Origin of the sequence: Enterobacter cloacae complex sp. FDA-CDC-AR_0132 (genome assembly GCF_003010695.1) — a bacterium.
In the GTDB taxonomy this organism is placed as follows: Bacteria; Pseudomonadota; Gammaproteobacteria; order Enterobacterales; family Enterobacteriaceae; genus Enterobacter; species Enterobacter ludwigii.
In genome coordinates this window covers 4,150,792-4,177,284 of sequence record NZ_CP027618.1, presented here as the reverse complement: position 1 = coordinate 4,177,284, position 26,493 = coordinate 4,150,792, and the positions used below count along the sequence as shown (strand labels likewise).

Below are 26,493 nucleotides of genomic sequence, written 5' to 3'. Positions count from 1 at the left end.
GTGCAATACAAACGATTGCTTCTGCGCAAACACATGTTGCCTTCCCAGTCATTCTGCGTATGGATAAGGCGAAACATGGCGAGGCATCCTACCTGCAATTCATAAGCGACGCAAAATATAACCGTGCCGAAAGTGATGCACGTCGAAGGAAATCGTGTGGTCAGAGCAGACGGGGATCACAACACGCTGAATAGCGGTGAGTTTTTAGACAAATCCATTAATGAAGTGGTGCTTTAATCATCAGTTTCGCTTAATGATTGCGCAAAGCAACCAGCGCATAACGGCGCCTTTTCTCAACCGCCAAAAACGGCAATCGCCTGTTGCAGACGGGTCGTGCGCTGCGTCAGATGGTGTGCGGCGTCCGTCACGTTATCCACCATACCGGTATTGTTTTGGGTCATTGTACCGATGCGGGAGATGGACGCGTTAATCAGGGTCAGCGCCTGCGTTTGCTCCTGCGTGGCGTGGCCTATCTCCTTAATCAGAGAAGACATCTCCATGACATTGCCAATCATCACCGTCAGCTGCGATTCAGTTTGCTCGACCTTCTCCACGCCGGCGTTCACGCTGGAAACGTTTTTCTCTATAAGCGTTTTGATCTCTTTGGCCGCGGTGGCAGAGTGCTGGGCAAGGTTGCGGACTTCGGCCGCCACGACCGCAAAACCGCGTCCGGCATCACCCGCACGCGCCGCTTCAACGGCCGCGTTCAGCGCCAGAATATTGGTCTGGAAGGCGATACGATCGATGACGCTGATGATGTCGACGATCTGGCTGTTATCCTGCGACACGGACTGCATCATGCCGATAGTCTCTTTCATCATTGCTTCACCGCGGTGAGCGCTGGTGCGGGTGCGATCTGCCATCAGGATCGCGTCTTTCGCCGTTTCAGCCGTCTGCTGAACCGCGCTGGCAATTTCTTCCACGGCTGAGGCCGTTTGCTGCAGAAAGTCTGCGGTTTCTTCGGTACGTGTCTGTAACGCCATACCTTCTTTCGCCACCTGCTGGCTGATTGTACTTATACCGCTGATTTGCGCACCGACATCGTCCACCAGCGAATGGAGGTTCAGACCCGACTGATTCACCATGCGCATCATCAGGCCGATTTCATCGACGCGGTCAAAATGGTAATAGCCCGCTTTACGTCCTGAAACCACCCGCTGCATTTGCTGGACAATGGATTTAACCGGCTTTGCAATTTGCGCATGAAGATAAACGGCCAGGGCAATAAATAGCAGAGCCAGACCTACAGACTCAACAATACGATCGGCAAATATAAACAGCTGCAGACAAGCGAGCAGGGCGGTTATCGCAATACCAAGATGGATCCTTTTACTGGTGCTGAGGCGTTTAAACAGCGACGTAAAAGAGAACAGACCGTGGCGAACAAACAGGCCTTTATAAAAGCGATGATGTTTTAATTCATTATTTCGCACTTTCTCATACCGTTTTTCACTGACAGCAATCTCTTCACGCGAAGGAATATTCCGCACAGAAATATAGCCGGTTAACGTTTCATTCTGATAAACCGGGGTGACGTTTGCGCGCACCCAGTAGTGATCGCCGTTCAGGCGGCGGTTCTTGACCAGCCCCGTCCAGGTCTCACCCTGTTGCAGGGTAAACCACATGTCGCCAAACGCCTCGGCAGGCATGTCGGGATGGCGAATAAGATTATGCGGCTCACCGAGAAGACTCTCTTCTTGATAGCCGCTGGCGTCAATAAAGGCAGAGTTCGCATAGGTAATATGGCTGTGCGTATTGGTGGTCGACATAAGCGTCGAACCTTCGTTAAGTAAATACTCGTTTTGTGTAACGGGAGTGTTATTCCGCATCAGTAACCCCATGGTCATATATCAATAAAAAAGAGTCCGTTAAACATTCAGGAAAGTTTGAAAGGTTTGGTTTTTTATTTTTACTGTCGGCATATTCTCTACGAAAGTTATGCGTTCCGGAATACCCTGTATTTAGTATTTTTTATTTTTAAAATGCATTCGATGTAATAAAAATGAAAATATTTATCGGTGCGTTTTTGTGGCGCCCTGGAAATAAACGCCATAAGGCAAATTAAAAGCGGGAGATCACGCTTCGACGTAAACTGACCCGCCGAAATAGCGTTTCGTTAACAAGATGAAAACGCTATGCTTTAAGGGTTTTTCTTCAACAGGGGGCAACAGGGTGAAAGTGAATGTGATTGGCACCAGCGGGAGTGGAAAAAGCACCCTGGCGAAGCGTATCGCCGCAGAACTGGATATTCCTTACATTGAAATGGACCGACTTTACTGGTGTCCGGACTGGCAGGGCACACCGGACGCTATCTTGCTGGAAAAACTGGAGACGACGCTAAAGGCGTCAGCGGAGTGGGTGCTTGATGGCAACTATAACCGTACGCGTCCTGTGAAATGGCGAGACGTGGATCGGGTGGTGTGGGTGGATTATGGGTTCGCCCGAACCCTGTATCAGGCTGTCACCCGAGCGTTCAGGCGCGCCTGGCACAAACAGGAACTGTGGCCCGGTACGGGAAACTGTGAGAGTTTTCGTCGCTCATTCTTGAGCCGTGAGTCCATTATTATCTGGACAATCAAAACCTGGCGCAGCAACCGCGCACGTTATGCACGCGATATGGTAGACCCGCAATACGCCCATATTCATTTTGTCCGCATTACCCGCCGCAGTGAGGTGGAAAACCTCATTTCATCGCTTAAGTCACACGCGTAGCATGGATTTATATATCTGATTTCCGGCAAACCAAATGTAAATTAATTGTTTCTCAGAGGTGAAATACGCCCTTAATAATGACGACATGTTAAGTCAAACGAGAACGCAACATGTCCTGGCGAATCAGTATTCTGGATAAAAGCCCCATCGCTGAAAACGAAACGGCTGCCGATGCACTGGCGCGAACCCTGGCGCTGGCACAGCAGGCAGAAAATCTGGGCTATCACCGTTTCTGGATTGCCGAACACCACAACACGCCCCAGCTGGCCAGCCCTTCACCCGAACTGTTAATCGCCTGGATCCTCGGGCAAACACGGCGTATCCGCGTGGGCTCTGGTGGCGTCATGCTCCAGCACTACAGCCCTTACAAAGTCGCAGAAAATTTCAACCTCCTGGCCGCGCTTGCTCCCGGGCGCGTGGATCTGGGCGTCGGGAAAGCCCCAGGCGGCCTGCCGCTCTCCACCCGGGCGCTGCAGCAGGGCCTCGATCAACAGCAAAAAGGCAGTTTTGCCGAACAGCTGACACAGCTTCATCACTGGATCCAGCCGGAAAATCAGTCGGTGGACGAGGCCGTTCGCGCGACGCCGCTGCCGCCGGTTCCGGCGCAGGGGTTCCTGCTGGGGGCCAGTACCGAAAGCGCGCTGCTGGCCGCGAAACTTGACTGGCATTTTGTCTTTGCTGCTCACCTGAATGGGGATCCGGCGCTGCTGCGTGAAGTCATTACCACCTGGCGTAACCACAGCGCCCGGGATGCGATTGTGGCGGTGCAGGTCATCGTCGCCCAGTCGCAGGCTGAGGCGGAGGCACTGGCACAACAGGTTGAAGTCTGGGGCGTCGAACTGGCAAATGGGCAGCGCGTCACCGTGGCCAGCGAAGAGCAGGCCTATGCCTTTGCCCGACAGGCGGGCAGCGAGCCGGTGCGCATTGCCCGTCGGGCACAGTCGCTGCTGGCGGGAACAGCTGAATCGGTGCTGGAACAGTTGAACGCCCTGCACGAAAAATGGGGCATTGATGAATTCATTATTGATACCCCCGTTGCGGATGGCGTAACGCGACTACAGTCTCTGCGTCTGCTGGCGCAGGCGAAGCTTAACAAGGAGGTCGCCGTATGCGTTTTGACGAACAACTGATTGCCTGGCGCCGGGAGCTGCACCAGAACCCGGAGCTGTCCGGCCAGGAGGTCGAAACGACCGCTCGCCTGCGTCAGTGGCTGACGACGGCTGGTATTACGCCGCTGCCTTATGCGCTTCAGACCGGCGTGGTGGCCGAAATTGGCACGGGAAAAAAGCTGATTGCGCTGCGGGCCGATATTGACGCCTTGCCCATTGAAGAGCGCAGCGGCGTGCCGTTTAGCTCACAGCGTGCGGGGGTGATGCATGCCTGCGGACACGATATTCATACCAGTGTGATCCTCGGGGCGGCGCTAAAGCTTAAAGAGCGTGAAGCGTCTTTAAACGGGCGTGTGCGGATCCTCTTTCAGCCGGCTGAAGAGAACTTTGGCGGCGCGAAAAGTATGGTGCGGGCCGGTGCCTTACGTGATGTCAGTGCCATCTTCGGGATGCATAACGAGCCGGGGCTGCCGGTCGGGGAATTTGCCACCCGCGGTGGGCCGTTCTACGCCAACGTCGACCGGTTTGTTATCCGAATTACCGGTAAAGGCGCGCATGCTGCACGTCCGCATGAAGGTAACGACGCCATCGTGTTGGCGAGCCAGCTGGTAACGGCGTTGCAGAGCGTTGCCAGCCGCAACGTCAACACGCTTGATTCCGTGGTGCTGAGCGTCACGCGCATTACCGGGGGCAATACCTGGAACGTCCTGCCGGAAAGCGTTGAGCTGGAAGGCACGCTTCGCACCCACCGCGTGGAAGTGCAGCAGAATGTGAAAGCACGCGTCGGCGAAATTGCCGCCGGGTTTGCCAGCGCGTTTAGCGCGCAGATCGACATTACCTGGTACGCCGGGCCTACCGCGCTGGTCAATGACGTGCACTGGGCCGAATTTGCCACCGCCGTTGCCAGAGAATCTGGGTATGAAACGCAGCACGCCGAGCTGCATATGGGTGGGGAAGATTTCGCGGTGTATCTGCAGCAGATCCCCGGGGCGTTTGTCAGCATCGGTAGCGCCAGTCCGTTCGGTTTACATCACCCGGCCTTCAACCCGGATGAAGCATTAATTGAGCCCGCTGCCCGCTATTTTGCACAGCTTGCGGAAAAAGCCCTGCAACACGTTTAATTCTGAAGAGGTGAATATGTCTGCAACCCGACAATTGCGGCTGGGAACCATTTTGCATGGTGCTTCCGGGAACATGTCTGCCTGGCGTCATCCGGCGGCGGTCGCCGATGCCAGCATTAATTTTGATTTTGTAAAAGCCACGGCGTTAAAAGCCGAAGAGGGGAAGCTTGATTTTTTATTCGTCGCCGACGGCCTCTATATTAACGAGAAATCCATCCCGCATTTCTTAAACCGGTTTGAGCCGTTAACGGTCTTGTCCGCACTGGCAAGTCTGACGTCGCGCCTCGGTCTGGTCGGTACCTTATCGACCTCCTACAGCGAACCGTTTACCGTGGCGCGCCAGTTTGCCAGCCTGGATCATTTGAGCAACGGACGCGCAGGCTGGAACGTGGTGACCTCACCGCTCGAGGGGTCGGCGAAAAACTTCTCGCGCGAGAAACACCCTGAACATGCGCTGCGCTACCGGATAGCGGATGAATACCTCGACGTGGTGAAAGGACTCTGGGATTCCTGGGAGGGGGATGCCTTTGTGCGCAACAAAGAGAGCGGCCAGTTCTTTGACCCGGCAAAACTGCATACGCTTGATCACCACGGCGATTTCTTCCAGGTGGCCGGTCCACTCAATATTGGTCGCACGCCGCAGGGACGCCCGATTGTTTTTCAGGCAGGTGCATCGGATGACGGAAAAAAACTGGCTGCGAAACATGCTGACGCCATTTTTACCCATCATGAAACGTTAGAGGAAGCCAAAGCGTTTTATCGCGACGTGAAACACCAGCTTGAATCCAATGGCCGCAGGGCATCGGACTTACATATTTTTCAGGGCGTCAGCGTGATTGTTGGCAAAGACGCGGAGGACGTGGAGAACCAGTATCAGACAACCGCGGCTCTGGTGTCGATTAACGATGCCCTGAATTACCTCGGCCGTTATTTCGAACATCACGATTTCAGCCAGTACCCGCTTGACGAGCCGTTCCCGGACATCGGTGAACTGGGTAAAAACAGTTTTCGCAGCACGACCGATGAAATTAAGCGTAATGCTCGCGAACGCAACTTAACCCTGCGTCAGGTTGCACTCGAAGCGGCATCCCCGCGCCCGCGCTTTTCCGGTACGCCGGAGCAGGTGGCAGACGGTCTGCAGGGCTGGTTTGAGGCATTCGCCGCGGACGGCTTCATTATTCAGGGTGGAACGCCGGACACGTTCCCGCGTTTTGTTGACCAGGTTGTCCCGGTGTTACAGGCCCGCGGGTTATTCCGCACCGACTATCCCGGCACTACGCTGCGCGACAGTCTGGGTTTAGACGAACCGCAAAACCAGTTCACACAACAATAATAGAGAACCTCGCTATGCAGAAATCATCGCTTATTCTGGCGCTTGCGCTGGCCTTTTCCCCTGCCGTCTGGGCAGAGAATGTGAACATTAACGGCACTGGCGTGAGCCTTGAAGCCAACAAAACGCCCGTCAACACCGCCAAAAACAGCGACGCCATCGCGCAACTGCCGAAAGATTATCGCTTCGCCGTGCCGGGCAAATTCACCGTGGCGGTTGCCGCGCTTAACTCACCGCCGCTGACCGTTTTTTCCGACGACAATAAAACGCTGCTCGGAAGCGAGGTGGACGTTGCCCGTCTGGTGGCCGACAGCCTTGGGCTGGAGCTGAACGTGGTGCCAACCTCCTGGGAGGACTGGCCTCTGGGTGTCGCCTCCGGGAAATACGATGCGGCGATCAGCAACATCACCGTGACCAGAGAACGCAAAGAGAAGTTTGATTTTGCCACTTACCGTAAAGATTCCCTCGGCTTCTATGTGAAATCGACCAGCCCGATTACCTCGCTGCAGAAGGCGGAGGACATCGCCGGGCTGCGCATCATCGTAGGTTCCGGGACCAACCAGGAGGCTATCCTGCTGGCGTGGAATGCGCAGAACGTGAAGAAAGGCCTGAAGCCGTTTACCCCGATCTACACCAAAGACGATGCATCACAAACCCTGTCTCTCCAGTCAGGGCGCGCAGATGCGTTCTTTGGCCCGAACGTGACTGGCGCATGGAAAGCGGCGCTGACCGGGAAAACGAAACGGGTTGGGATTGTCGACGGTGGCTGGCCGAAGGCGGCGCACATTGCGGTGACGCTGAAAAAAGGCAGCGGCCTGGTCGAGCCGGTACAGACTGCACTTAACGGGGTCATCAAAAACGGCGATTACGACAAAGTGCTGAACCGCTGGGGGGAAGGGGTAGAACGTATCCCTCAATCAGAAGTGAACCCGGCAGGACTGGGTGACTAAGGAGGCGCTATGCGCGAGCAATTTCGGGACGTGTCACCGGAAGACGCCGATCTTCAGCCCATTATCGACGGATTATTCGGTGAATATGCCGCCCGCTATGGCGACTACTTCTCTAAAGACGCGGAAGTGGAGCTCACGGAGTGGTACCTGGCCCCGCAGGGGCTGTTTATTGTCCTTGAGCGTGACGGCGACATCATCGCCACCGGCGCGTATAAACCGTTTGATGAACGCACCGCTGAAATCAAACGAATCTGGACGCACAAGGCGCTGCGTCAACAGGGGCTGGCGGCCCGCGTCGTCCAGGAGCTGGAGCGTCGGGCGGTACAGGCCGGTTACAGCCAGATCTACCTCACCACCGGTTTTCGTCAGCCGGAAGCGGTCAGGCTCTATATCAGCCAGGGCTATCAGCCGCAGTTCGATCTGAACCGCGATCCGGAAGAGTACAGCCAGCCGCCGTTTGATGGCCGGCTGCGTTTCACCAAAACGCTGGTCAGTGAAGCGTTCAGTAAAACAGCATGAGGAATGACAATGAGCAACGTTGAAACCATTAAGGTGGTCCCGGCGCGTTATCCGCTGCGGACTGTCGGTGCCGTGGTGGCGCTGTTTGTGCTTGCGGTGGTCATTCAGTCCGTGGCCTTTAACCCGCGCTGGGAGTGGTCTGTTTTTGCCCGCTGGTTCTTTGATCCGGTTATCCTCGAAGGCGTAGGGCAGACATTGCTGTTGACCCTGATCGGTACTGCGTTGAGCGTAATCATCGGCGGCCTGCTGGCGCTGGCGAGGCTCTCTTCATCCTGGCTGCTGAGCAGCCTGGCCTGGGGGTATATCTGGCTGTTTCGTTCGTTGCCGCTGATTGTGGTTCTGATCATTCTCTATAACTTTTCCTATCTCTACGACACGCTCTCGCTTGGCGTACCCTTCACCGCCATTACCTGGGGTCGCTTCGAAACCATCAACGTGCTGGGACAGTTTTCCACCGCCGTGGTGGGACTGACGCTGGTTCAGAGCGCGTATACCGCCGAGATCATTCGCGGCGGTTTTCTGGGGGTGGATCATGGTCAGTATGAAGCGGCGGCGGCGCTCGGTCTGCCAGCCTGGCGTCGCACGGTGCGTATCATTTTGCCGCAGGCGCTACGCACGATTCTGCCGTCCGGATTTAATGAAATTATCAGTCTCGCGAAAGGTACGGCCATGGTGTGTGTCCTGGCGATGCCGGAACTCTTCTATACCATTCAGATGATCTATAACCGCACGCAGGAGGTTATCCCGCTGCTGATGGTCGGTGCGGTCTGGTATCTGGTGATTACCACCGTGTTGTCTGCCATTCAGCATGTTGTGGAGCGCGGGCTTGCCCGCAGCGAACGCCGTTCAGCCGTTAATCAAAACCGGGTAGCCAGTCGCGTCCGTTCTGTATCCACCGCATCAGTACAGGAGCCCGTCCATGCAAACCTCTCCTGAAGGGCATATTTCGATTACCGGCGTCAGTAAGTTTTTTGGCCGCCATAAAGCGCTTGATAACGTCTCGCTGGAGATCCCGCCCGGATCGGTAACGGTGATCCTCGGGCCTTCCGGATCGGGTAAATCGACGCTTCTACGCACCATTAACCATCTGGAACGCGTCGACGAAGGGTTTATCCAGATTGACGGTGATTACATCGGTTACCGCCGTCAGGGTGACAAACTCTACGAGCTGAAAGAGAAAGAGATCCTCAAACAGCGCGTCAATGTGGGCTATGTCTTCCAGAACTTTAATCTTTTTCCGCATCTCACGGTGCTGGAAAACCTGATTGAAGCGCCCATCGCCCATAAAAAACTGAGTAAGAAAGAAGCCGTTGAAAGGGCATACAGCCTGCTGGATGTGGTCGGGCTGCGCGATAAAGCTGACGCCTGGTCGCGCCATCTCTCCGGTGGCCAACAGCAGCGTATTGCCATTGCCCGCGCGCTGGCGTTACGTCCCCGGGTAATGCTGTTTGATGAGCCCACTTCAGCGCTCGACCCGGAACTGGTTGGCGAAGTGCTGGATGTGATTAAAAAGCTCGCCCGCTCGGGTACCACGCTGGTGGTGGTCACCCACGAGATCGGCTTTGCCCGGGAAGTGGCGGATCAGGTGGTCTTTATGGTCGACGGCAAAATTGTGGAGCAGGGCAGCAGTGACGATGTATTAACCCGTCCGTCGCACCCGCGAACGCGCCAGTTCCTGTCAAAAGTGCTGTAAGGAGCGCAGATGAAATATGCTTTTCTGGCCGGTCTGGCTTTTACGACCGCGAGCCATGCGGGTATCGATTTACACGCCAACGAGCAGCCGCTGCCGGTGACGGTAGATCGGCAGGCCGTCGCGAAAATCCCCGCGAACTATAAATTTGTTGAGCCGGGCACGCTCACGGTAGCGATCTCAGCGCTTAACTCTCCACCGCTGGCGCTGCTTGCCAGCGATAACCGGACGCGGATTGGCAGCGATCCGGATATTGCCCGCTTGCTGGCGGGCAGTCTGGGGTTAAAGCTGAAGCTGGTTCCCACGGCCTGGGAAGACTGGCCGCTGGGGATCAGCTCCGGACGCTATGACGTGGCGCTGGTGAATATTGCGGTGACCGAACAGCGAAAAGAGAAATTTGATTTTGCGACCTATCGCGTCGACTCGCTGGCGTTTTCCGTGAAATCCACCAGCGCGGTCCAGGCGATTAACAGCGCAAAAGATCTGGCAGGCAAAAAGGTGATTGTGGGTTCCGGGACCAATCAGGAGCGCATTCTGCTGGGCTGGAATGAAGAGAACAAAAAAGCCGGTCGTGAGCCTGCGCTGCCGGTCTATCTGACCGATGATGCTTCCGGCAACCTCTATATTCAGTCCGGCAGGGCGGATGTGTTCTTCGGACCTCAATCCGTATCCGCCTATAAAGCGGCGTTGACCGGCAAAACGCGCGTAGTGGGTCTCGGGCCGAAGAGAGCCTATGTCGCCACGACGACCAAAAAAGGCAATGGGCTGGTTTATGCTTTGCAGGCTGCGCTGGAGGGCGCTATTACGCGTGGAGAGTACCAGCGGGTGCTGGCACGCTGGGGAGAAGAGGGCGAAGCGGTGACGCAATCCGACGTGAACCCGCCTGGGATAACCTATTAGTCGTGTCTACACTTAGGGTTTTCATCCCGGAGGGGGCAACATGATTAAACTCTATGGCGTACCCGGCTGGGGATCGGCAATCAGTGAAGTGATGCTGACTCTGGCAGACATCCCTTATCAATTTATCAACGTGGACGGGTTCGACCAGCCCGGCCCGCAGCGTGAGTTGCTGAAAGCACGCAATCCGCTGTGTCAGGTACCCACGCTGGAACTGGAAAACGGGGCGATCATGACCGAAACGGCGGCGATTGCCCTGATGGTACTGGACAGATGTCCCGATCTTGCGCCTGCCGTCGGCCAGGCTGAGCGGCAGCAGTTTCAGCGGTTGCTCATCTGGTTTGTTGCGAACGTTTATCCCACCTTTACCTACGCTGACTACCCCGAACGCTGGGTGCCGGATGCGCCGGAGCAATTGAAAAACAGCTGTATTGAATACCGAAAATCACTCTATCTGTGGTTTGACAGCCAGCTCAGTGCCACCCCTTTTGCACTCGGGGAACGGCTGACGCTGCTTGACGTCTACATCACGGTTGCACGCACCTGGGGGCCTCGCCATGCATGGTTTGCGGCGAATACGCCGAAGATAACGGCGATTGCGGATACCGTGTGCCAGCTGCCGGAACTGCACAAGGTGTTAAAGGCAAACGAGATAATCTGATAACGTGGAACTCACATTCATAACTGGAAGCCTGCATATGCCACACGTAGATATCAAATGTTTTCCCCGTGATTTGAACGACGACCAAAAAACCGCGCTGGCGGCGGATATTGCCGAGGTGATTACCCGTCATCTGAACAGTAAAGATCGCTCTATTTCGGTCGCCCTGAATGAAGTGCAGGAAGCCGACTGGAAAGCGCAGGTCTGGGATACCGAAATTGAACCCAACCTGAATCACTTAATTAAGAAACCCGGCTATTCAATGTGAGAGAGGGTCGGGCGGCGCGGAGTCGCCCGACACACGCGTTACTTCGTCTGCAGCAATATTGCCATTAGCCCCGGAAAGCGGGCATCAAGATCGTCTCTGCGCAGTGAAATCATATTTTCTCGTCCCTGCGGGCGCTGCCAAATCACGCCGCTGTCGCGCAAGACGCGCCAGTGATGGGTCATCGTCGATTTCACCACCTCGTCCGGGCGCAGCGCGTTACAGCTCAGTTCGCTGCCATCGGCCAGCCTGCGGATAATCGACAGCCGTAGCGGGTTACCGAGGGCAAAAAGCACATTTTCCAGCAGTATTTGTTCAGTTTCAGGGTGGTTCGGGATCATCGTTTTCCTGCGTCTGGTGTCAGATTGAGCTATATCAACAATAGGTCAACCGTAAAAAAATAGTTCGATAATACTCGTACAATAGGACTATTATAGCAAACGAACGAACACGCGACCATCCCGGTCGTCACAACGCAGTCTTAATGACTAAGGAAATATTATGCCCCGACCCATCCCTCTCGAACGTTATCGCAACATCGGTATCTCCGCGCATATCGATGCCGGTAAAACGACCACCACCGAGCGCATCCTGTTTTATACCGGTATGAGCCACAAACTGGGTGAAGTACACGATGGCGCGGCAACTACCGACTGGATGGCACAGGAGCAAGAGCGCGGGATAACCATTACCTCTGCGGCAGTCAGCTGTTTCTGGCCAGGTATGGACCGGGGCTTTGAACCACACCGGATCAACATTATCGACACCCCGGGCCACGTGGATTTTACCATTGAGGTGGAACGTTCCATGCGTGTACTCGACGGCGCTGTCATGGTGTATGACTCCGTCGGTGGCGTGCAGCCGCAGTCGGAAACCGTCTGGCGTCAGGCGAACAAATATCATGTCCCGCGGCTGGCCTTCGTCAACAAAATGGACCGCCCGGGTGCGGACTTCTTCCGCGTCGTGCGAATGATGCAGGAGCGTCTGAAAGCGAATCCGGTCCCGATTGTTATTCCGGTGGGGGCAGAAGAACACTTCACCGGCGTGGTGGATCTCATCAAAATGCGTACCATTTTGTGGGACGATGCCACCCAGGGCATGGTGTTTACCTATGCTCCTGTGCCGGATGACGTAGTGAGTACTGCGCAGGAATGGCGGGAAAAAATGGTCTCTGCGGCGGCGGAAGCCAGCGATGAGCTGATGGATAAATACCTGGAAACGGGTGATTTAGAGGAAGCGGAAATCATCAGAGGGCTGCGTATGCGGACCATCTCCGGTGAAATCCAGCCGATGCTGTGCGGCAGTGCGTTTAAAAATAAAGGCGTGCAACGCATGCTCGATGCGGTCATTGAACTGATGCCGTCGCCTCTGGACGTGCCCGCCATTGATGGTGTGGATGAGAATGGGCAGCATGCCGAGCGTCATCCAGACGACAACGAGCCGTTCTCCGCATTGGCCTTTAAACTGATGAGCGACCCGTACGTCGGGCAGCTGACCTTTATCCGCGTTTACTCTGGCGTGCTGCGCAAAGGCGACGCGGTGTACAACCCGGTGAAAGGGAAGAAAGAGCGCATTGGGCGCATCGTGCTGATGCATGCTAACGATCGCCACGAAGTGGATGAACTGCGCGCGGGCGATATCGCGGCCTGCGTTGGGTTGAAAGATGTGACAACCGGTGACACGCTCACCGACCCGAATGCCGTCATCACGCTGGAACGGATGGAGTTTCCGGACCCGGTTATCTCGCTTGCGATCGAGCCGAAAACCAAAGGCGATCAGGAGAAAATGGGCATTGCATTGCAGCGCCTGGCAGCGGAAGACCCTTCGTTTCGTCTGCACACCGATGAAGAGTCCGGCCAGACAATTATCTCGGGGATGGGTGAGTTACATCTTGAGATTATCGTTGACCGCATGCGGCGTGAGTTCGGCGTTGAGGCGAACATTGGTCGCCCACAGGTCACGTACCGTGAAACCCTGCGTAAAGCGGTGAAGGATATCGAAGGGAAATTTGTCCGACAGTCCGGCGGTAAAGGGCAGTACGGCCATGTGGTGCTCAGTCTGGCGCCGTTAGAGCCTGGCAGTGGTTTTGTGTTTGAAGATGCCACCAAGGGCGGCGTTGTCCCGCGCGAGTATATTCCGTCTGTGGAGAAAGGCCTGCGCGAAGCCATGAACAGCGGTGTCCTGGCGGGGTATCCGGTTGTCGATGTGAAAGCGACCCTGACGTTTGGCTCCTATCACGAGGTCGACTCCTCGGAAATGGCGTTCCGCATGGCGGCGATCCTCGGTTTTAAAGAGGGCGCTCGCAAAGCGGACCCGGTGATTCTTGAACCGGTCATGCATGTCGAGGTGGAAACACCGGAAGAGTACGCCGGCAACATCATGGGCGATCTCTCTTCCCGCCGCGGCATGGTGCAGGGAATGGAAGAGCAGTACGGTAGCCAGATTATTCGCGCGGATGTGCCGCTGGCGGAGATGTTTGGCTATGCCACGACGCTGCGTTCGATGTCGCAAGGCCGCGCGACCTACACGATGGAATTCCATCATTTCGCGGAAGCACCGCGTAATGTTGCGGATGAAATTATTGCACGGCGCGCGAAGTAATTTAAAAGCCCTTTCCCTCGCGGAGAGGGCTTTTTTTATAGGCTATTTTTCCAGCGCCTTTATCATTTTCCCACTGGTCACAAACGTCCCGGCCCCCAGATGATGCAGGGTGTTCAGCTTATCGCCGTCAAACTGCCAGCGTCCGGCGACAAACGCGCGTTCATCTGCGGCTGCCGAAACAACCTCACCAAACAGCGTATCGTATTTTTCTGCGGCTGCGGTAACCGGGAGTAAACGACACTCCATCCACGCCAGGCATTTCTCTTCAATCACCGGCAGGCCGAGTACCGGACCTTGCACAACCGGGATCCCGTAGCAGTTGAACTTGTCTTCGTCGCGCCCGCTCACGCTGCCGACGGCATAAGCCCAGTTAGCCGCTGCCACGCCAGGGATGACAATGCCGAACTTCCCGCTGCGCTCAATCAGTTCACGCGACCAGGTGCTTTTGTCCACCACAATTGCGATACGCGGTGGCTCAAACTCTACCGGCATCGACCAGGCCGCAGCCATGACGTTACGACGGTCGATAGACTCATCGCGGCTGGTAATCAGTACCGTAGGGCCATGGTTCAGCAGACGGCTGGCATGCTTTAATTCAACGGGACGAAACGCGCTCATGAACATTCCTCTCAGCAGGTATGCTGGCATTAAACGTCTGATGGGTAGCCGAAATCAAGATGCACCCGCAAAAAGCACTTTTGCGCATATGGAGGCCGGAAAATAGTTTATAAACAGGGAACATCACATCATGGAAGCGAATCATGTCCCCATTTCTGAGTGCTTATTTTGCCCGTACGGGCTGGCAACAGCCTGTTCAGGTTGACATCGACACCCTGCGGGCGCTGCATCTACACCACAACTGCGCGATCCCTTTCGAGAATATTGACGTCGTGATGCCGCGCGAAATCCATCTGGAAGATCAGTGCCTGGTCGACAAACTGGTGACGGCGCGTCGTGGAGGCTATTGCTTTGAGCAGAACGGCCTCTTTGAACGCGTTTTGCGTGAAGTGGGCTTTACGGTTCGCAGCGTGCTGGGCCGCGTGGTCTTAGCCAGTCCGCCACAGATGCCGCCGCGTACGCATCGTCTGCTGCTGGTTGAACTCAACGGCGAGCGCTGGATTGCCGACGTCGGTTTTGGCGGACAGACCCTGACGGCGCCGATTCGTTTGCTCGCCAACGAGGAGCAGGAGACACCCCACGGGCTGTACCGTTTGCTGAGCGAGGGCAACGACTGGATCCTGCAGTTCAGCCACCACGATCACTGGCAGTCGATGTACCATTTTGATCTGACAACACAGTATTTCAGCGATTACGTGATGGGCAACTTCTGGTCTGCGCACTGGCCGCAATCCCATTTTCGCCACCATCTGTTGATGTGTCGCCATCTGCCTGACGGCGGAAAGCTGACCCTGACCAACTTTAACTTTACCCACTGGCAGAAGGGGCATGCGGAAGAGCAGGTCCATCTTCCCGACGCGAACGCGCTGTATCAGGTGATGCAGTCACGGTTTGGACTGGGCGTTGACGATCCAAAACACGGGTTTTCGCTGGACGCGCTGACGGCGGTGATGGCCGGGTTTGATACACATCCTCAGGCCGGGAAATAGAACGGTGGCGCTGCGCTCAGGCGTAGCGCCACCCGGCAACACTCAGCGGCGCGATCTCACCACCTGATACCTGCGCGTTAAATACTCCACCGGCGCGCTCCAGACATGCACCAGTCGGGTGAAGGGGAAGATCAGGAAAATGGTCATGCCCAGCACCAGATGGACACGGAAGATAAACGCCACGCCCGCCAGATGTTCGGACGAGCCACCGCGGAAGGTCACTACCGACTGCGCCCAGTCCACCAGCTTGAGCATCTCGCTGCCGTCGGGATATTTCGCGGAGAACGGAATGGTGGTGAGCCCAAGAATACACTGCACCAGCAAAATGCAGAGGATCAGGATATCTGCCGTGGAGGAGGTCGCCCGGATACGCGGGTTCGTCAGCCGGCGAATCAATAATCCCGCACCGCCCACCAGCGTGAGCACGCCGCAAACGCCGCCCAGAATCATCGCCATCAGCTGTTTCTGCGACATCGGCAGAAACCACGAATAAACCCAGTGCGGCGTCAGCATCCCGAAAAGATGTCCGAAGAAGATCCCCAGGATCCCGATATGGAACAGATTTGACCACAGCACCATGCCGCGCTTATCCAGCATCTGGCTGGAGGAGGCGCGCCAGGTATACTGCCCGTAGTCATAACGCAGCCAGCTTCCCACCAGAAAAACCGTGCCACACAGGTAGGGGTAAATATCGTAGAAAAAGACGTTCAGAAACTGGATCATTTTGGGCCTCCCGCACTGACGTCGACATACTGTGGGGCAACGTCCTGGCTAAAGCGTCGTTGATATTGCTGCATCGGTGAGGTATCACACGATGTGGCGTTGTCCTCGATAAACTTGACCTGTTCCTCTTCCCAGACGGCGTCCAGCGCCTGGCGGGTATCATCCCGTTTCTCGGTGGAAACCTGTTTCGCCACGCTGTCGCTGGTCAGACGCGTGCCTGCGAGCGTCAGGAGCGCATCGAACAGCTGATAATGCGCTACGCCGCGCTGCTTCAGGCGACCGCCAATCAGCGCCAGGATCGGCGCAACGTTGTGTAGCCCTTCGCGGGCCTCGTCGTCGGTGACGAGGCTGAGATACTCCAGGTAGAGCGGCAGATAGTCCGGCAGCTCGCGACAGTCCAGCTGCAGGCCGGCTTTTTCGTACTGGCTCATCAGGTCGACCATCGCCTGGCCGCGATCGCGGGATTCGGCATGAACGTGCTCAAACAGCAGCAGCGAGGTCGCACGACCCCGCTCAAACACCTCGCACCATTCGGCCTGCTTATCCAGCAGCGCGGCATCCAGATGCTGGCGGGCAAAGGGCAGTAACGCAGGGAGATCCTGTTCTATCAGGGAAAGTGCTTCCTCGCGATTTTCCCATAATGTTTCATCGGGATACTCAATCAGCAGGGCGATGATTTTGAGGATCTGCATCACTCCCCCTCCCCGTGGTCGCGCACTTCGGTGATGTTGATGGCATCAATGCGGCTGCTGTTAAAGAGGTTGAATTTGGTGTCGGAACCGTGGCACCCGTCGCCAAAGGAGAAGCCGCAGCCGTTGCGTTCCGGGAAGGCGTCGCGCGCCATTTCACGGTGGCTGGTGGGGATCACGAAACGATCTTCGTAGTTGGCAATCGCCAGATAGCGGTACATCTCTTCGACCTGCTCGACGCTAAGGCCCACTTCTTCGATGGCGCGGGTATCGGTCACGCCTTCAACGGTCTGAGAGCGTTTGTAATGACGCATGGCCATCATGCGTTTGAGGGCGCGCAGCACCGGGGCAGGATCGCCCGCGCTGAGCATGTTGGCCAGATACTGCACCGGTATGCGCAGGCTTTCGACCGCCGGTAACACGCCGTCGTTAAGCGGCAGGCCGCCCGCGTCCGCGTAAGACTGGATCGGTGACAGCGGCGGAACGTACCAGACCATCGGCAGGGTGCGGTATTCCGGATGCAGCGGCAGGGCCAGCTTCCAGTCCATCGCCATCTTGTAAACCGGGGAACGCTGGGCGGCGTCAATCACGTTCTGCGGAATACCTTGCTTGAAGGCTTCTTCAATGACCGCCGGGTCATGCGGATCAAGGAATACGTCACACTGGCGTTCATAGAGGTCGGTTTCATGTTCGGTGCTGGCTGCTTCTTCAATGCGATCCGCGTCATACAGCAGCACGCCCAGATAGCGAATACGCCCGACGCAGGTCTCAGAACAGACGGTTGGCTGGCCGGACTCAATGCGCGGGTAGCAGAAGATGCATTTCTCCGACTTTCCGCTTTTCCAGTTGAAGTAGATTTTCTTGTACGGGCAACCGCTGATGCACATGCGCCAGCCACGGCATTTGTCCTGGTCAATCAGCACAATGCCGTCTTCTTCACGCTTATAGATGGCACCACTCGGGCAGGTGGCCACGCAGCTCGGGTTCAGGCAGTGTTCACACAGGCGCGGCAGGTACATCATGAAGGTGTTTTCAAACTGGCCGTACATCTCCTTCTGGATCTTGTCGAAGTTGCGGTCGCGGGCACGTTTTTCGAACTCGCCGCCAAGCAGTTCTTCCCAGTTCGGGCCGCCAACAATTTTGTCCATCCGTTTGCCGCTAATCAGCGAGCGCGGGCGGGCCGTCGGGAGGTGATCGCCTTGTGGAGCACGGTGCAGATCCTGGTAATCAAACGTGAAGGGCTCGTAGTAATCATCAATGCCGGGCAGGGACGGGTTGGCAAAAATTTTTGACAGCACGCCCACGCGCCCGCCGAGACGCGGCGTCAGCTTGCCGGTGATCCCGCGTACCCAGCCGCCTTGCCACTCCTCCTGATCTTCCCAGTTTTTCGGGTAGCCAATCCCCGGTTTGGTTTCGACGTTGTTGAACCACGCATATTCCATACCTTCACGCCCGGTCCAGACGTTTTTACAGGTGACCGAGCAGGTGTGACAGCCAATGCATTTGTCGAGATTCAGCACCATTCCAACCTGTGAGCGTATTTTCATTTTTTCGCCTCCTGTACCTGATCCCGACCTTCGCCATCCAGCCAGTTAATGTTTTTCATTTTGCGGATCATGATGAACTCGTCGCGGTTAGAGCCGACGGTGCCGTAATAGTTGAAGCTGTACGCCAGCTGGGCGTAGCCGCCAATCATGTGTGTCGGTTTGGGACAGACGCGCGTCACCGAGTTATGGATCCCGCCGCGACGACCGGTGACTTCTGAACCCGGAATATTCAGGATACGTTCCTGCGCGTGGTACATCATGGTCATGCCCGGCGGGACGCGCTGGCTCACCACTGCCCGGGCGGTCAGGGCCCCGTTGGCGTTGAAGGCTTCGATCCAGTCGTTATCCTCAATGCCTAACTCTCTGGCATCGGTTTCGCTGATCCAGACGATAGGCCCCCCGCGTGACAGCGTTTGCATCAGCAGGTTTTCACTGTAGGTCGAGTGAATGCCCCATTTCTGGTGTGGCGTCAGGAAGTTCAGCGCCTTCTCAGGAAAGCCGTTCGGCGGGATTTCGCGCATATGGCTAACGCTTCGGGTATCAATCGGTGGGCGATAGGCCACCAGACTCTCCCCGAACGCGCGCATCCACGGATGGTCCTGATACAGCTGCTGACGACCGGAAAGGGTGCGCCAGGGAATAAGCTCGTGAACGTTGGTATAACCGGCGTTATAGGAGACATGCTCGCTCTCAAGGCCCGACCAGGTGGGGCTGGAGATAATTTTCCGCGGCTGGGCCTGAATATCGCGGAAGCGGATTTTCTCATCTTCTTTGTTCAGCGCCAGATGGGTGTGATCGCGACCGGTCAGTTCGCCCAGCGCTTGCCAGGCTCGCACTGCCACCTGGCCATTCGTTTCAGGGGCGAGGGCGAGGATCACTTCAGAGGCGTCAATCGCCGTTTCAATACGCGGGCGTCCTTTTGCCGGGCCATCAAGCTTGACGTAGTTCAGCTTGCCGAGGAAATCGACCTCGCTCTGGGTATTCCATGAAATGCCTTTCCCGCCGTTGCCAAGTTTGTCCATCAGCGGGCCGAGTGAAGTAAAGCGCTCGTAGGTTTCCGGATAATGACGTTCGACCACCGCAATCGTCGGCGCCGTTTTACCCGGAATGAGATCGCATTCGCCTTTGCGCCAGTCCTGAATATCAAACGGCTGTGAAAGTTCCCCCGGGGAGTCGTGCTGCAGTGGCTGCAGTACCACGTCCGTTTCGGTGCCAAGATGGCCGACGCACACCTCTGAGAAAACGCTGGCAATACCTTTGTAGATCTCCCAGTCGCTGCGGGATTCCCAGGCCGGGTCGACGGCAGCTGAAAGCGGATGAATAAACGGATGCATATCCGACGTATTCATGTCGTCTTTTTCATACCATGTCGCGGTGGGCAGCACGATATCGGAGAACAGGCAGGTGCTGGACATGCGGAAATCGAGCGTCACCAGCAGGTCAAGCTTGCCCTCAATGGCCTGAGTTTGCCACTCCACCTCTTCGGGCTTAACGTCATCCGTCGACCCTAAATCCTCGCCCTGGATGCCGCTTTCGGTACCGAGCAGGTATTTGAGCATGTACTCGTGACCTTTCCCCGAAGAACCAAGCAGGTTAGACCGCCAGACAAACAGATTGCGCGGGTGGTTTTTACCGTTGTCAGGCTGTTCGCAGGCGAAACGTATATCGCCCGATTTTAATGCCTGCACGGTGTACTCCTGCGGGGTCATGCCGGCGGCGTCGGCCCGGGCTTTAATGTGCAACGGATTGAGGTTTAGCTGCGGTGCCGAGGGCAGCCAGCCCATACGCTCTGCCCGGACGTTAAAATCGATCAGGTGACCGGTGAATTTTGTCGCGTCCGCCAGCGGAGAGAGTAACTCCTGCGCGGTCAGTTTTTCATAACGCCACTGACAGGCGTGGTTGTAGAAGTACGATGTACTGTTCATCTGGCGCGGGGGACGGTTCCAGTCCAGCGCAAACGCCAGCGGCAGCCAGCCGGTTTGCGGACGCAACTTCTCCTGACCCACATAGTGTGACCAGCCGCCGCCGCTTTGACCCACGCAGCCGCAGAACACCAGCATGTTGATCATCCCGCGGTAGTTCATGTCCATGTGGTACCAGTGGTTCACCCCGGCACCGAGGATAATCATCGACCTACCGTGCGTTTTGTGCGCCGTGTCGGCAAACTCACGGGCAATTTTCTCTATCAGGTAAGCAGGAACGCCGGTGATCTGCTCGCCCCAGGCGGGAGTATAAGCTTTGATCTGGTCATAGCTGCCCGCCGCGTTGCTGTCTTCCAGACCACGATCGAGGCCGTAGTTAGCGAGAATCAGATCGTAAACGCTGACCACCCGTTTCTGGCTGCCATCGGCCAGCGTCAGGGTTTTACTCGGTACACGGCGCGTCAGGACCGGCTCCTGCTTGACGCTACGGAAGTGTGGATTTTCATTGCCGCCAAAATAGGGGAATGCCACCTCTGCCACGCTGTCGTGGGTAATCAGCAGTGAGAGGGTGAGCTCAGTTTCATGTTCTGCTGCCAGCGGCGCCAGGTTCCATTTGCCTTTTTCGCCCCAGCGGAAACCAATGGAACCGTTCGGCACCACCAGATCGCCGGCGATATCAAAGGCGACGGTTTTCCACTCAGCATTATTGGCTTCACCCAGCCCGTCCGTGAGATCAGAAGCCCGCAGCATCCGCCCCGGCACCACGCGGCCATCGGCCTGTTCATCCAGCAGCACCAGCATCGGCATGTCGGTGTAGCGGCGACAGTAGTTGAGGAAGTACTCGCTGGGGTTGTCGAGATGGAACTCTTTGAGGATCACGTGGCCCATTGCCATCGCCAGCGCGCTGTCGGTGCCTTGCTTGGGTGCCAGCCACTGATCGCTCAGTTTGGCGACCTCGGAGAAGTCCGGGGTGATGGCCACGGTTTTGGTGCCTTTGTAGCGGACCTCGGTAAAGAAGTGGGCATCTGGCGTACGCGTCTGCGGAACGTTAGACCCCCAGGCAATGATGTAGCTGGAGTTGTACCAGTCTGCGGATTCCGGCACGTCGGTCTGCTCGCCCCACGTCATGGGCGAGGCGGGCGGTAAATCACAATACCAGTCATAAAAGCTGAGACAGGTGCCACCCAGCAGAGAGAGATAACGCGTCCCGGCGGCATACGAGACCATCGACATCGCCGGAATCGGTGAAAAACCGGCCACGCGATCGGGGCCGTAATGTTTAATGGTCCAGACGTTGGCGGCAGCAATCAGCTGGTTTAGCTCTTTCCAGCTGGAGCGGATAAATCCGCCGTGTCCGCGTGCCTGCTTGTAGCTCCGGCTCTTCTGCGGATCGTTCTGAATGGCATCCCAGGCCAGCACCGGATCGCTGTGTTGCGCCAGCGCGTCACGCCACAGTTCGATCAGCGTGCGGCGCACCAGCGGGTATTTCAGCCGGTTGGCGCTGTAAAGGTACCAGGAATAACTTGCACCGCGCGGGCAGCCGCGCGGCTCGTGGTTAGGCAGGTCGGGGCGGGTACGCGGGTAGTCGGTCTGCTGGGTTTCCCAGGTAACCAGGCCGTTTTTGACGTAGATTTTCCAGCTACAGGAGCCCGTGCAGTTCACGCCATGGGTGGACCGCACAATCTTGTCGAACTGCCATCGCTGTCGGTAGCTATCCTCCCAGTCACGGTTAGTGTTGTACACCTGCCCGTGTCCATTGGCGAAGCTGTCGCCTTTTTGTTTGAAATAGCGAAAGCGATCCAACAGTTTACTCATGACATTTCTCCTGCTTCGATAGCCTTTTCGGAGAGGGCTGCCCACTCTCAGGCGAATGTGTAATTGTTATTGTTGTGAAGATTTGCGGCCATAAACCAGCCAGGTCACCAGGACGCAGACGATGTAAAACACGAGGAAAACTTTCATGGCACCCACAGGCGAGCCGGTCATGGCCAGCGACGTGCCGAAGGCTTTCGGAATGAAGAACCCGCCGACGGCACCGATGGCGGAGATAAAGCCCAGCGCTGCCGCGGTTTCGGTGACTGCTTCATGCTGCGCCTGCTCGTCACTTCCCCCTTGTTGCTTCACGCGGGTGAGGGTGATTTGGCGGAAAATGATGGCAATCATCTGAAACGTTGACCCGCTGCCCAGTCCGGCGGTGAGGAACAGGCCCATAAAGACCAGATAGAAGGCGAGAAAATTGCCCGACCCGGAACCGGGAAGCGTCAGGAAAAGCAGGGCGCTGAAAAGCGCCATAAAGACGAAGTTAATCAGGGTGACGCGTACGCCGCCGAGTTTGTCTGAGATCATCCCGCCCGCAGAACGGGCCAGCGCGCCAATCAGTGGGCCAAAAAAAGCCAGATGGAGGATATTGACGTCAGGAAACTGGGTTTTCGACAGCATGGCGAAGCCTGCTGAAAAACCGATAAACGAACCGAAGGTTGCCAGGTAGAGGAGGCTCAGGAGCCACAGGTGAAAACGTTTTAACACCGGTAGCTGGCTGGCAATCGTGGCCTTAGAGCTCGCGATGTCATTCATGCCGAAAAACGCCGCAATCGTGGCCAGCAGGAGAAGGGGCGCCCAAATCCACGCGGCATTGGCCAGCCACATCGTTGAGCCGTCATCCTGCGGCACGCCGTTTACGCCGAGAAAGGTGAACATGGGCAGGAAGATCACCAGCGGCGCGACCAGCTGCATTACGCTCACGCCCAGATTCCCCAGCCCGCCGTTAATCCCCAGGGCGCTACCCTGTTTCGTTTTCGGGAAGAAGAAGCTGATATTGCCCATGCTGGAGGCGAAGTTAGCGCCGGCAAAACCACACAGCAGCGCGATGACGATAAAGATCCAGTAGGGAGTGGCAGTGTCCTGAATTGCGATCCCCAACCAGACGCAGGGAACAATCAGGATCACCGTGCTTAACACCGTCCAGTAGCGTCCACCAAAGAGAGGAACCATAAACGAATAGGGGACGCGCAATATCGCACCGGACAGGGAGGGTAAGGCTGTTAGCATAAAAAGCTGGTCGGTGGAAAAATTAAATCCAACTTTATTCAGATTGACCGCAATGGCACTAAATAACATCCATACGCAAAACGCTAATAACAGGCAAGCCACAGAAATTAAAAGATTTCTTCGGGCAATATGTTTTCCTTTATTTTCCCAGAATTGCGCGTTTTCGGGTTTCCAGTTGCTCAGCAGATAAGGATTATTCTTCTCACTTTGTTGTGACATGTCGCCCTCTTGCTTAACCATAAAAAGAAAAAATGGAGTAAAAACAGGTGGATGTCTGACAGTGTGTTTCTGGAATTATTGGATGGTTTGGGATACATCTGAAAGGATAGATAAAAAAGCGAATCCCTGAGCCGGGAGGGGAAATAAGGGTTCGCTTAATGTGTTACGAATTGTAAGTGAGGGCTGTTAATACTCATAAGTGAGTATTAACACAATTCCAGAGAGATTAATTTATCAAGATGGTTATTAAAGGCAGCGTCGTCCATCTCTGGGATATCTAATATATAAATGCCGTCCAGGCCACACACCAGACCAATTAAACGCCAGGCAATATTTTCCGGCCGATCGCCCGGGGTAAAATCTCCCGCGTCAGTGCCTGCTTTGATAAGGGCAACGGTCTCCTGGTGCCACATCTCCATGGTCAGTACATATGCACCCCTGATGTCCGTATCCCGGCTTGCCAGGATCTGCGCCTCACGCCACAGGCGAATATAGGGCTCAAACCGGCCATCATCGCTGCCGAGCATGGCATGCAGCTGCTGTCGCCAGCTGGCCTGCTTGCCGACCACATCCGCATCCAGCAGTTCACGGATTAACCGGACAAAAGCCAGCGATTTTAGCTCCCCGCCAGAGGTGAAATGGTGGTGGACCTGTCCGGTGGCGACGCCGGCTTCGGCGGCAATTCGCCGTACCGTCATTGCGGAAAGTCCGTCAGAGAGCGCCACGCGCATAGCGGCCTGTAAAATCTCTTCCCGCCTTTCATCCTTGCTCAGATATCGCATTTTCACTCACTCTTAATGGGACTGAAACAAGTGTAACAAAAAGCTGGACACTCGTTCAACTTTACGTAGGATCGCAAGCTGGACATGTGTCCATGATTTAAAAGAAAAGGAAATTTATGTTTCGTCAGTGGTTAGCGTTAGTCATTATCGTGCTGGTGTATATCCCGGTGGCGATCGACGCGACGGTACTGCACGTAGCGGCGCCGACGTTGAGTATGACGCTGGGTGCCAGCGGTAACGAATTATTGTGGATCATCGATATATACTCGCTGGTGATGGCGGGGATGGTGCTGCCGATGGGCGCGCTGGGTGACCGCATTGGTTTTAAACGGTTGTTGATAATTGGCAGTACGCTGTTTGGCTTGTCATCGCTGGCAGCTGCATTTGCGCCTTCAGCAGGATGGCTGATTGCTGCCCGCGCCTCGCTGGCGATTGGGGCGGCGATGATCATCCCGGCCACGCTTGCGGGGATCCGCACGTTGTTCGTTAATGCGCGCGATCGCAACATCGCGCTTGGGGTCTGGGCCGCCGTCGGTTCAGGCGGTGCGGCGTTTGGTCCTTTGATTGGCGGTATGTTGCTGGAGCATTTTTACTGGGGATCGGTCTTTTTGATCAACGTGCCGATCGTGGTCATCGTTGTTTCCCTTGCCGCGCGTCTGGTGCCTCGTCAACAGGGACGCCCGGAACAGCCGCTGAATATTGCCCATGCAGTCATGCTGATTGTGGCGATATTGCTGCTGGTCTTCAGCGCGAAAACCGCGCTCAAAGGGGTGCTTTCTCCGTGGCTGGTGGCAATGACGCTGCTCACCGGAGCGGTGATGCTGATGATCTTTGTGCGGATCCAGCTTCGCGCCCGCGTGCCGATGATCGACATGCGCCTGTTCTGTCATCGCATTATTTTAAGCGGTGTCGTGATGGCGATGACCGCCATGATCGCGCTCGTGGGGTTTGAGCTGTTGATGGCCCAGGAGCTGCAGTTTGTGCATGGCTTTACGCCGTTTGAAGCGGGGATGTTTATGCTGCCGCTGATGGTCGCCAGCGGGTTTAGCGGGCCGATTGCCGGTGTGCTGGTCGGTCGTCTGGGGCTGCGGCTGGTGGCGGCAGGCGGAATGGGGCTGAGTGCCGTCAGCTTTATCGGTCTGTCACTGCTCGACTTCAGCACGCAGCACTGGCAGGCATGGAGTCTGATGGTGCTGCTGGGCTTCAGTGCCGCCAGTGCGCTGCTGGCCTCAACCTCGGCAATTATGGCGGCTGCGCCAAAAGAGAAAGCGGCTGCCGCAGGGGCGATTGAAACCATGTCCTATGAGCTGGGCGCAGGGTTGGGCATTGCCATTTTTGGTCTGCTGTTAACCCGCAGCTTCTCGGCGTCAATTGTCCTGCCGCAGGGACTGAGCGCGACGCTGGCCGATAAGGCCTCGTCATCGATTGGCGAAGCGGTGAACGTGGCGCAGAGCCTGACTCCAGGGCTGGCGGAGTCGTTAATTGCGGCGGCAAAAACGGCCTTTATCACGTCGCACAGCGTGGCGTTAGGCAGTGCCGGCGCAATGTTACTGGTGCTGGCGGTCGGGATTTGGTTTAGCCTGGCAAACGTACCGAAACAGTAAAATCAGGCCCGGTGGTGCAATGCTTACCGGGCAACCCTCAGTGTGCGTCATGGGGAGTCAGCAGGCAGCGCTTGTCGTGTGCTTCAATTTCGGTGCCGCTAAAGCGCGCGTATTGCCCGGTCAGGCCAAAGAATGCGGGTTGCGTTTCTGTATAGATTTCAGCGGCAAGTATCAGACGGCGACGTTCGTCTTCGCTCATCTCAAGCTGTGTCCAGGGAATGAAATAGCGCGTCGTTGAGCGTGCGGTCAGTGTGAACCACAGCGGGCAACCGCATCCGGGACAAAACCAGCGTTCGCCGCGCGCAGATGACGTGAAATGAGAAGGGGCTATCGACTCTTCTTCCACAAGCGGTTGACCCTGCGCTTCCAGATACATGGCCATTCCCCCCGACCATTTCTGGCACTGGGTACAGTGGCAGGCATAGACGTCGAAGTTGTTGAGGGAAACGCTGAATTGGCTCATCCCACACAGGCAGCGTCCTTTGAAAATATGCATG

General features: G+C 56.2%; 22 protein-coding genes and 1 pseudogene. 13 read left to right on the top strand and 10 right to left on the bottom strand.

From position 1 onward, the window contains the following. Positions 1-293 precede the first annotated feature (293 nt). Positions 294-1,829 (bottom strand): methyl-accepting chemotaxis protein, encoded by a 1,536-nt coding sequence (locus tag AM379_RS20215; protein WP_106504157.1) that lies wholly within the window; start codon positions 1,827-1,829, stop codon positions 294-296. 343 nt (positions 1,830-2,172) lie between these two features. Here AM379_RS20215 and AM379_RS20210 point away from each other — a divergent pair, with 343 nt between their 5' ends. From AM379_RS20210 to pptA, 10 genes and pseudogenes are all read left to right on the top strand, one after another. After that, a complete protein-coding gene (locus AM379_RS20210) occupies positions 2,173-2,712 on the top strand; it encodes an AAA family ATPase (RefSeq protein ID WP_020884036.1) in 540 nt (179 codons plus the stop codon). Between the two features lie 110 nt (positions 2,713-2,822). After that, positions 2,823-3,842 (top strand): LLM class flavin-dependent oxidoreductase, encoded by a 1,020-nt coding sequence (locus tag AM379_RS20205; protein WP_032678238.1) that lies wholly within the window; start codon positions 2,823-2,825, stop codon positions 3,840-3,842. After that, entirely contained in the window at positions 3,821-4,942 is a 1,122-nt protein-coding gene (locus AM379_RS20200) for an amidohydrolase (RefSeq protein ID WP_032680943.1), read from the top strand. Before AM379_RS20205 ends, AM379_RS20200 begins: the two co-directional genes overlap by 22 nt. 16 nt (positions 4,943-4,958) lie before the next feature. Next, positions 4,959-7,222: pseudogene (locus AM379_RS24420) on the top strand (NtaA/DmoA family FMN-dependent monooxygenase). Positions 7,223-7,231: 9 nt separating this feature from the next. Next, positions 7,232-7,741, top strand: a complete 510-nt coding sequence (locus AM379_RS20185; protein ID WP_106504156.1) for a GNAT family N-acetyltransferase — start codon at positions 7,232-7,234, stop codon at positions 7,739-7,741. Positions 7,742-7,750: 9 nt separating this feature from the next. After that, positions 7,751-8,677 (top strand): amino acid ABC transporter permease, encoded by a 927-nt coding sequence (locus AM379_RS20180; RefSeq protein ID WP_106504155.1) that lies wholly within the window; start codon positions 7,751-7,753, stop codon positions 8,675-8,677. Further along, a complete protein-coding gene (locus AM379_RS20175) occupies positions 8,661-9,434 on the top strand; it encodes an amino acid ABC transporter ATP-binding protein (protein WP_014170239.1) in 774 nt (257 codons plus the stop codon). The genes AM379_RS20180 and AM379_RS20175 overlap by 17 nt, the downstream gene beginning before the upstream one ends. A 9-nt stretch (positions 9,435-9,443) precedes the next feature. Further along, the gene (locus AM379_RS20170) at positions 9,444-10,331 is read left to right on the top strand and encodes a transporter substrate-binding domain-containing protein (protein WP_014170238.1); all 888 of its coding nucleotides are present in this window, start codon (positions 9,444-9,446) and stop codon (positions 10,329-10,331) included. A 40-nt stretch (positions 10,332-10,371) separates the two neighbouring features. After that, positions 10,372-10,989, top strand: coding sequence for a glutathione S-transferase family protein (locus AM379_RS20165; RefSeq protein WP_014170237.1), 618 nt, complete (start codon positions 10,372-10,374; stop codon positions 10,987-10,989). A 37-nt stretch (positions 10,990-11,026) separates the two neighbouring features. Next, on the top strand, positions 11,027-11,257 hold the full coding sequence (pptA, locus tag AM379_RS20160) for a tautomerase PptA (RefSeq protein ID WP_106504154.1): 231 nt from the start codon (positions 11,027-11,029) through the stop codon (positions 11,255-11,257). 38 nt (positions 11,258-11,295) lie between these two features. Here pptA and AM379_RS20155 read toward each other — a convergent pair whose 3' ends face one another. Further along, positions 11,296-11,595 carry an ArsR/SmtB family transcription factor gene (locus tag AM379_RS20155; RefSeq protein ID WP_014170235.1) on the bottom strand — a complete coding sequence of 100 codons (300 nt, stop codon included), beginning with the start codon at positions 11,593-11,595 and terminating at the stop codon, positions 11,296-11,298. A 160-nt stretch (positions 11,596-11,755) separates the two neighbouring features. Here AM379_RS20155 and fusA point away from each other — a divergent pair, with 160 nt between their 5' ends. Further along, positions 11,756-13,855, top strand: a complete 2,100-nt coding sequence (gene fusA / locus AM379_RS20150) for an elongation factor G (protein WP_020884046.1) — start codon at positions 11,756-11,758, stop codon at positions 13,853-13,855. 42 nt (positions 13,856-13,897) lie between these two features. On the opposite strand, the gene AM379_RS20145 is transcribed toward fusA, so the two are convergent. Next, entirely contained in the window at positions 13,898-14,473 is a 576-nt protein-coding gene (locus AM379_RS20145; protein ID WP_047955659.1) for a flavin reductase family protein, read from the bottom strand. 143 nt (positions 14,474-14,616) lie between these two features. On the opposite strand from AM379_RS20145, the gene nhoA reads away from it, so the two are divergent. Further along, positions 14,617-15,462 carry an N-hydroxyarylamine O-acetyltransferase gene (gene nhoA / locus AM379_RS20140; RefSeq protein WP_020884048.1) on the top strand — a complete coding sequence of 282 codons (846 nt, stop codon included), beginning with the start codon at positions 14,617-14,619 and terminating at the stop codon, positions 15,460-15,462. 42 nt (positions 15,463-15,504) lie between these two features. Here nhoA and narI read toward each other — a convergent pair whose 3' ends face one another. The 6 genes from narI to AM379_RS20110 form a co-directional block, all read right to left on the bottom strand. Further along, positions 15,505-16,185: a respiratory nitrate reductase subunit gamma gene (gene narI / locus AM379_RS20135; protein ID WP_014170231.1), complete on the bottom strand. Its 681-nt coding sequence runs from the start codon at positions 16,183-16,185 to the stop codon at positions 15,505-15,507. Continuing rightward, entirely contained in the window at positions 16,182-16,877 is a 696-nt protein-coding gene (gene narW / locus AM379_RS20130; protein WP_025204126.1) for a nitrate reductase molybdenum cofactor assembly chaperone, read from the bottom strand. The genes narI and narW overlap by 4 nt, the downstream gene beginning before the upstream one ends. Next, positions 16,877-18,421, bottom strand: coding sequence for a nitrate reductase subunit beta (gene narH, locus AM379_RS20125; RefSeq protein ID WP_020884050.1), 1,545 nt, complete (start codon positions 18,419-18,421; stop codon positions 16,877-16,879). The genes narW and narH overlap by 1 nt, the downstream gene beginning before the upstream one ends. Beyond that, complete coding sequence (locus AM379_RS20120; RefSeq protein WP_106504153.1) at positions 18,418-22,158, bottom strand: nitrate reductase subunit alpha; 3,741 nt, start codon at positions 22,156-22,158, stop codon at positions 18,418-18,420. The genes narH and AM379_RS20120 overlap by 4 nt, the downstream gene beginning before the upstream one ends. Before the next feature lie 66 nt (positions 22,159-22,224). Continuing rightward, a complete protein-coding gene (locus AM379_RS20115) occupies positions 22,225-23,610 on the bottom strand; it encodes a NarK family nitrate/nitrite MFS transporter (protein WP_106504152.1) in 1,386 nt (461 codons plus the stop codon). 206 nt (positions 23,611-23,816) lie between these two features. Continuing rightward, positions 23,817-24,392 carry a TetR family transcriptional regulator gene (locus tag AM379_RS20110; protein WP_020884053.1) on the bottom strand — a complete coding sequence of 192 codons (576 nt, stop codon included), beginning with the start codon at positions 24,390-24,392 and terminating at the stop codon, positions 23,817-23,819. A 116-nt stretch (positions 24,393-24,508) separates the two neighbouring features. Between AM379_RS20110 and AM379_RS20105 the strand changes: the two genes are divergently transcribed. Beyond that, a complete protein-coding gene (locus AM379_RS20105) occupies positions 24,509-25,996 on the top strand; it encodes an MFS transporter (RefSeq protein WP_106504151.1) in 1,488 nt (495 codons plus the stop codon). Positions 25,997-26,033: 37 nt separating this feature from the next. On the opposite strand, the gene AM379_RS20100 is transcribed toward AM379_RS20105, so the two are convergent. Continuing rightward, positions 26,034-26,492, bottom strand: a complete 459-nt coding sequence (locus AM379_RS20100; RefSeq protein ID WP_020884055.1) for a GFA family protein — start codon at positions 26,490-26,492, stop codon at positions 26,034-26,036. Between the last annotated feature and the right edge of the window lies 1 nt (position 26,493).

Coding starts and splice junctions, on each gene's coding strand:
- narI (WP_014170231.1), bottom strand. CDS start 16,185: ATGATCCAGTTTCTGAACGTCTTTTTCTACGATATTTACCCCTACCTG.
- nhoA (WP_020884048.1), top strand. CDS start 14,617: ATGTCCCCATTTCTGAGTGCTTATTTTGCCCGTACGGGCTGGCAACAG.
- fusA (WP_020884046.1), top strand. CDS start 11,756: ATGCCCCGACCCATCCCTCTCGAACGTTATCGCAACATCGGTATCTCC.
- AM379_RS20120 (WP_106504153.1), bottom strand. CDS start 22,158: ATGAGTAAACTGTTGGATCGCTTTCGCTATTTCAAACAAAAAGGCGAC.
- pptA (WP_106504154.1), top strand. CDS start 11,027: ATGCCACACGTAGATATCAAATGTTTTCCCCGTGATTTGAACGACGAC.
- AM379_RS20105 (WP_106504151.1), top strand. CDS start 24,509: ATGTTTCGTCAGTGGTTAGCGTTAGTCATTATCGTGCTGGTGTATATC.
- AM379_RS20110 (WP_020884053.1), bottom strand. CDS start 24,392: ATGCGATATCTGAGCAAGGATGAAAGGCGGGAAGAGATTTTACAGGCC.
- AM379_RS20170 (WP_014170238.1), top strand. CDS start 9,444: ATGAAATATGCTTTTCTGGCCGGTCTGGCTTTTACGACCGCGAGCCAT.
- AM379_RS20185 (WP_106504156.1), top strand. CDS start 7,232: ATGCGCGAGCAATTTCGGGACGTGTCACCGGAAGACGCCGATCTTCAG.
- AM379_RS20175 (WP_014170239.1), top strand. CDS start 8,661: ATGCAAACCTCTCCTGAAGGGCATATTTCGATTACCGGCGTCAGTAAG.
- AM379_RS20215 (WP_106504157.1), bottom strand. CDS start 1,829: ATGCGGAATAACACTCCCGTTACACAAAACGAGTATTTACTTAACGAA.
- narW (WP_025204126.1), bottom strand. CDS start 16,877: ATGCAGATCCTCAAAATCATCGCCCTGCTGATTGAGTATCCCGATGAA.
- AM379_RS20145 (WP_047955659.1), bottom strand. CDS start 14,473: ATGAGCGCGTTTCGTCCCGTTGAATTAAAGCATGCCAGCCGTCTGCTG.
- AM379_RS20165 (WP_014170237.1), top strand. CDS start 10,372: ATGATTAAACTCTATGGCGTACCCGGCTGGGGATCGGCAATCAGTGAA.
- AM379_RS20180 (WP_106504155.1), top strand. CDS start 7,751: ATGAGCAACGTTGAAACCATTAAGGTGGTCCCGGCGCGTTATCCGCTG.
- AM379_RS20115 (WP_106504152.1), bottom strand. CDS start 23,610: ATGTCACAACAAAGTGAGAAGAATAATCCTTATCTGCTGAGCAACTGG.
- AM379_RS20200 (WP_032680943.1), top strand. CDS start 3,821: ATGCGTTTTGACGAACAACTGATTGCCTGGCGCCGGGAGCTGCACCAG.
- AM379_RS20155 (WP_014170235.1), bottom strand. CDS start 11,595: ATGATCCCGAACCACCCTGAAACTGAACAAATACTGCTGGAAAATGTG.
- narH (WP_020884050.1), bottom strand. CDS start 18,421: ATGAAAATACGCTCACAGGTTGGAATGGTGCTGAATCTCGACAAATGC.
- AM379_RS20205 (WP_032678238.1), top strand. CDS start 2,823: ATGTCCTGGCGAATCAGTATTCTGGATAAAAGCCCCATCGCTGAAAAC.
- AM379_RS20100 (WP_020884055.1), bottom strand. CDS start 26,492: ATGCATATTTTCAAAGGACGCTGCCTGTGTGGGATGAGCCAATTCAGC.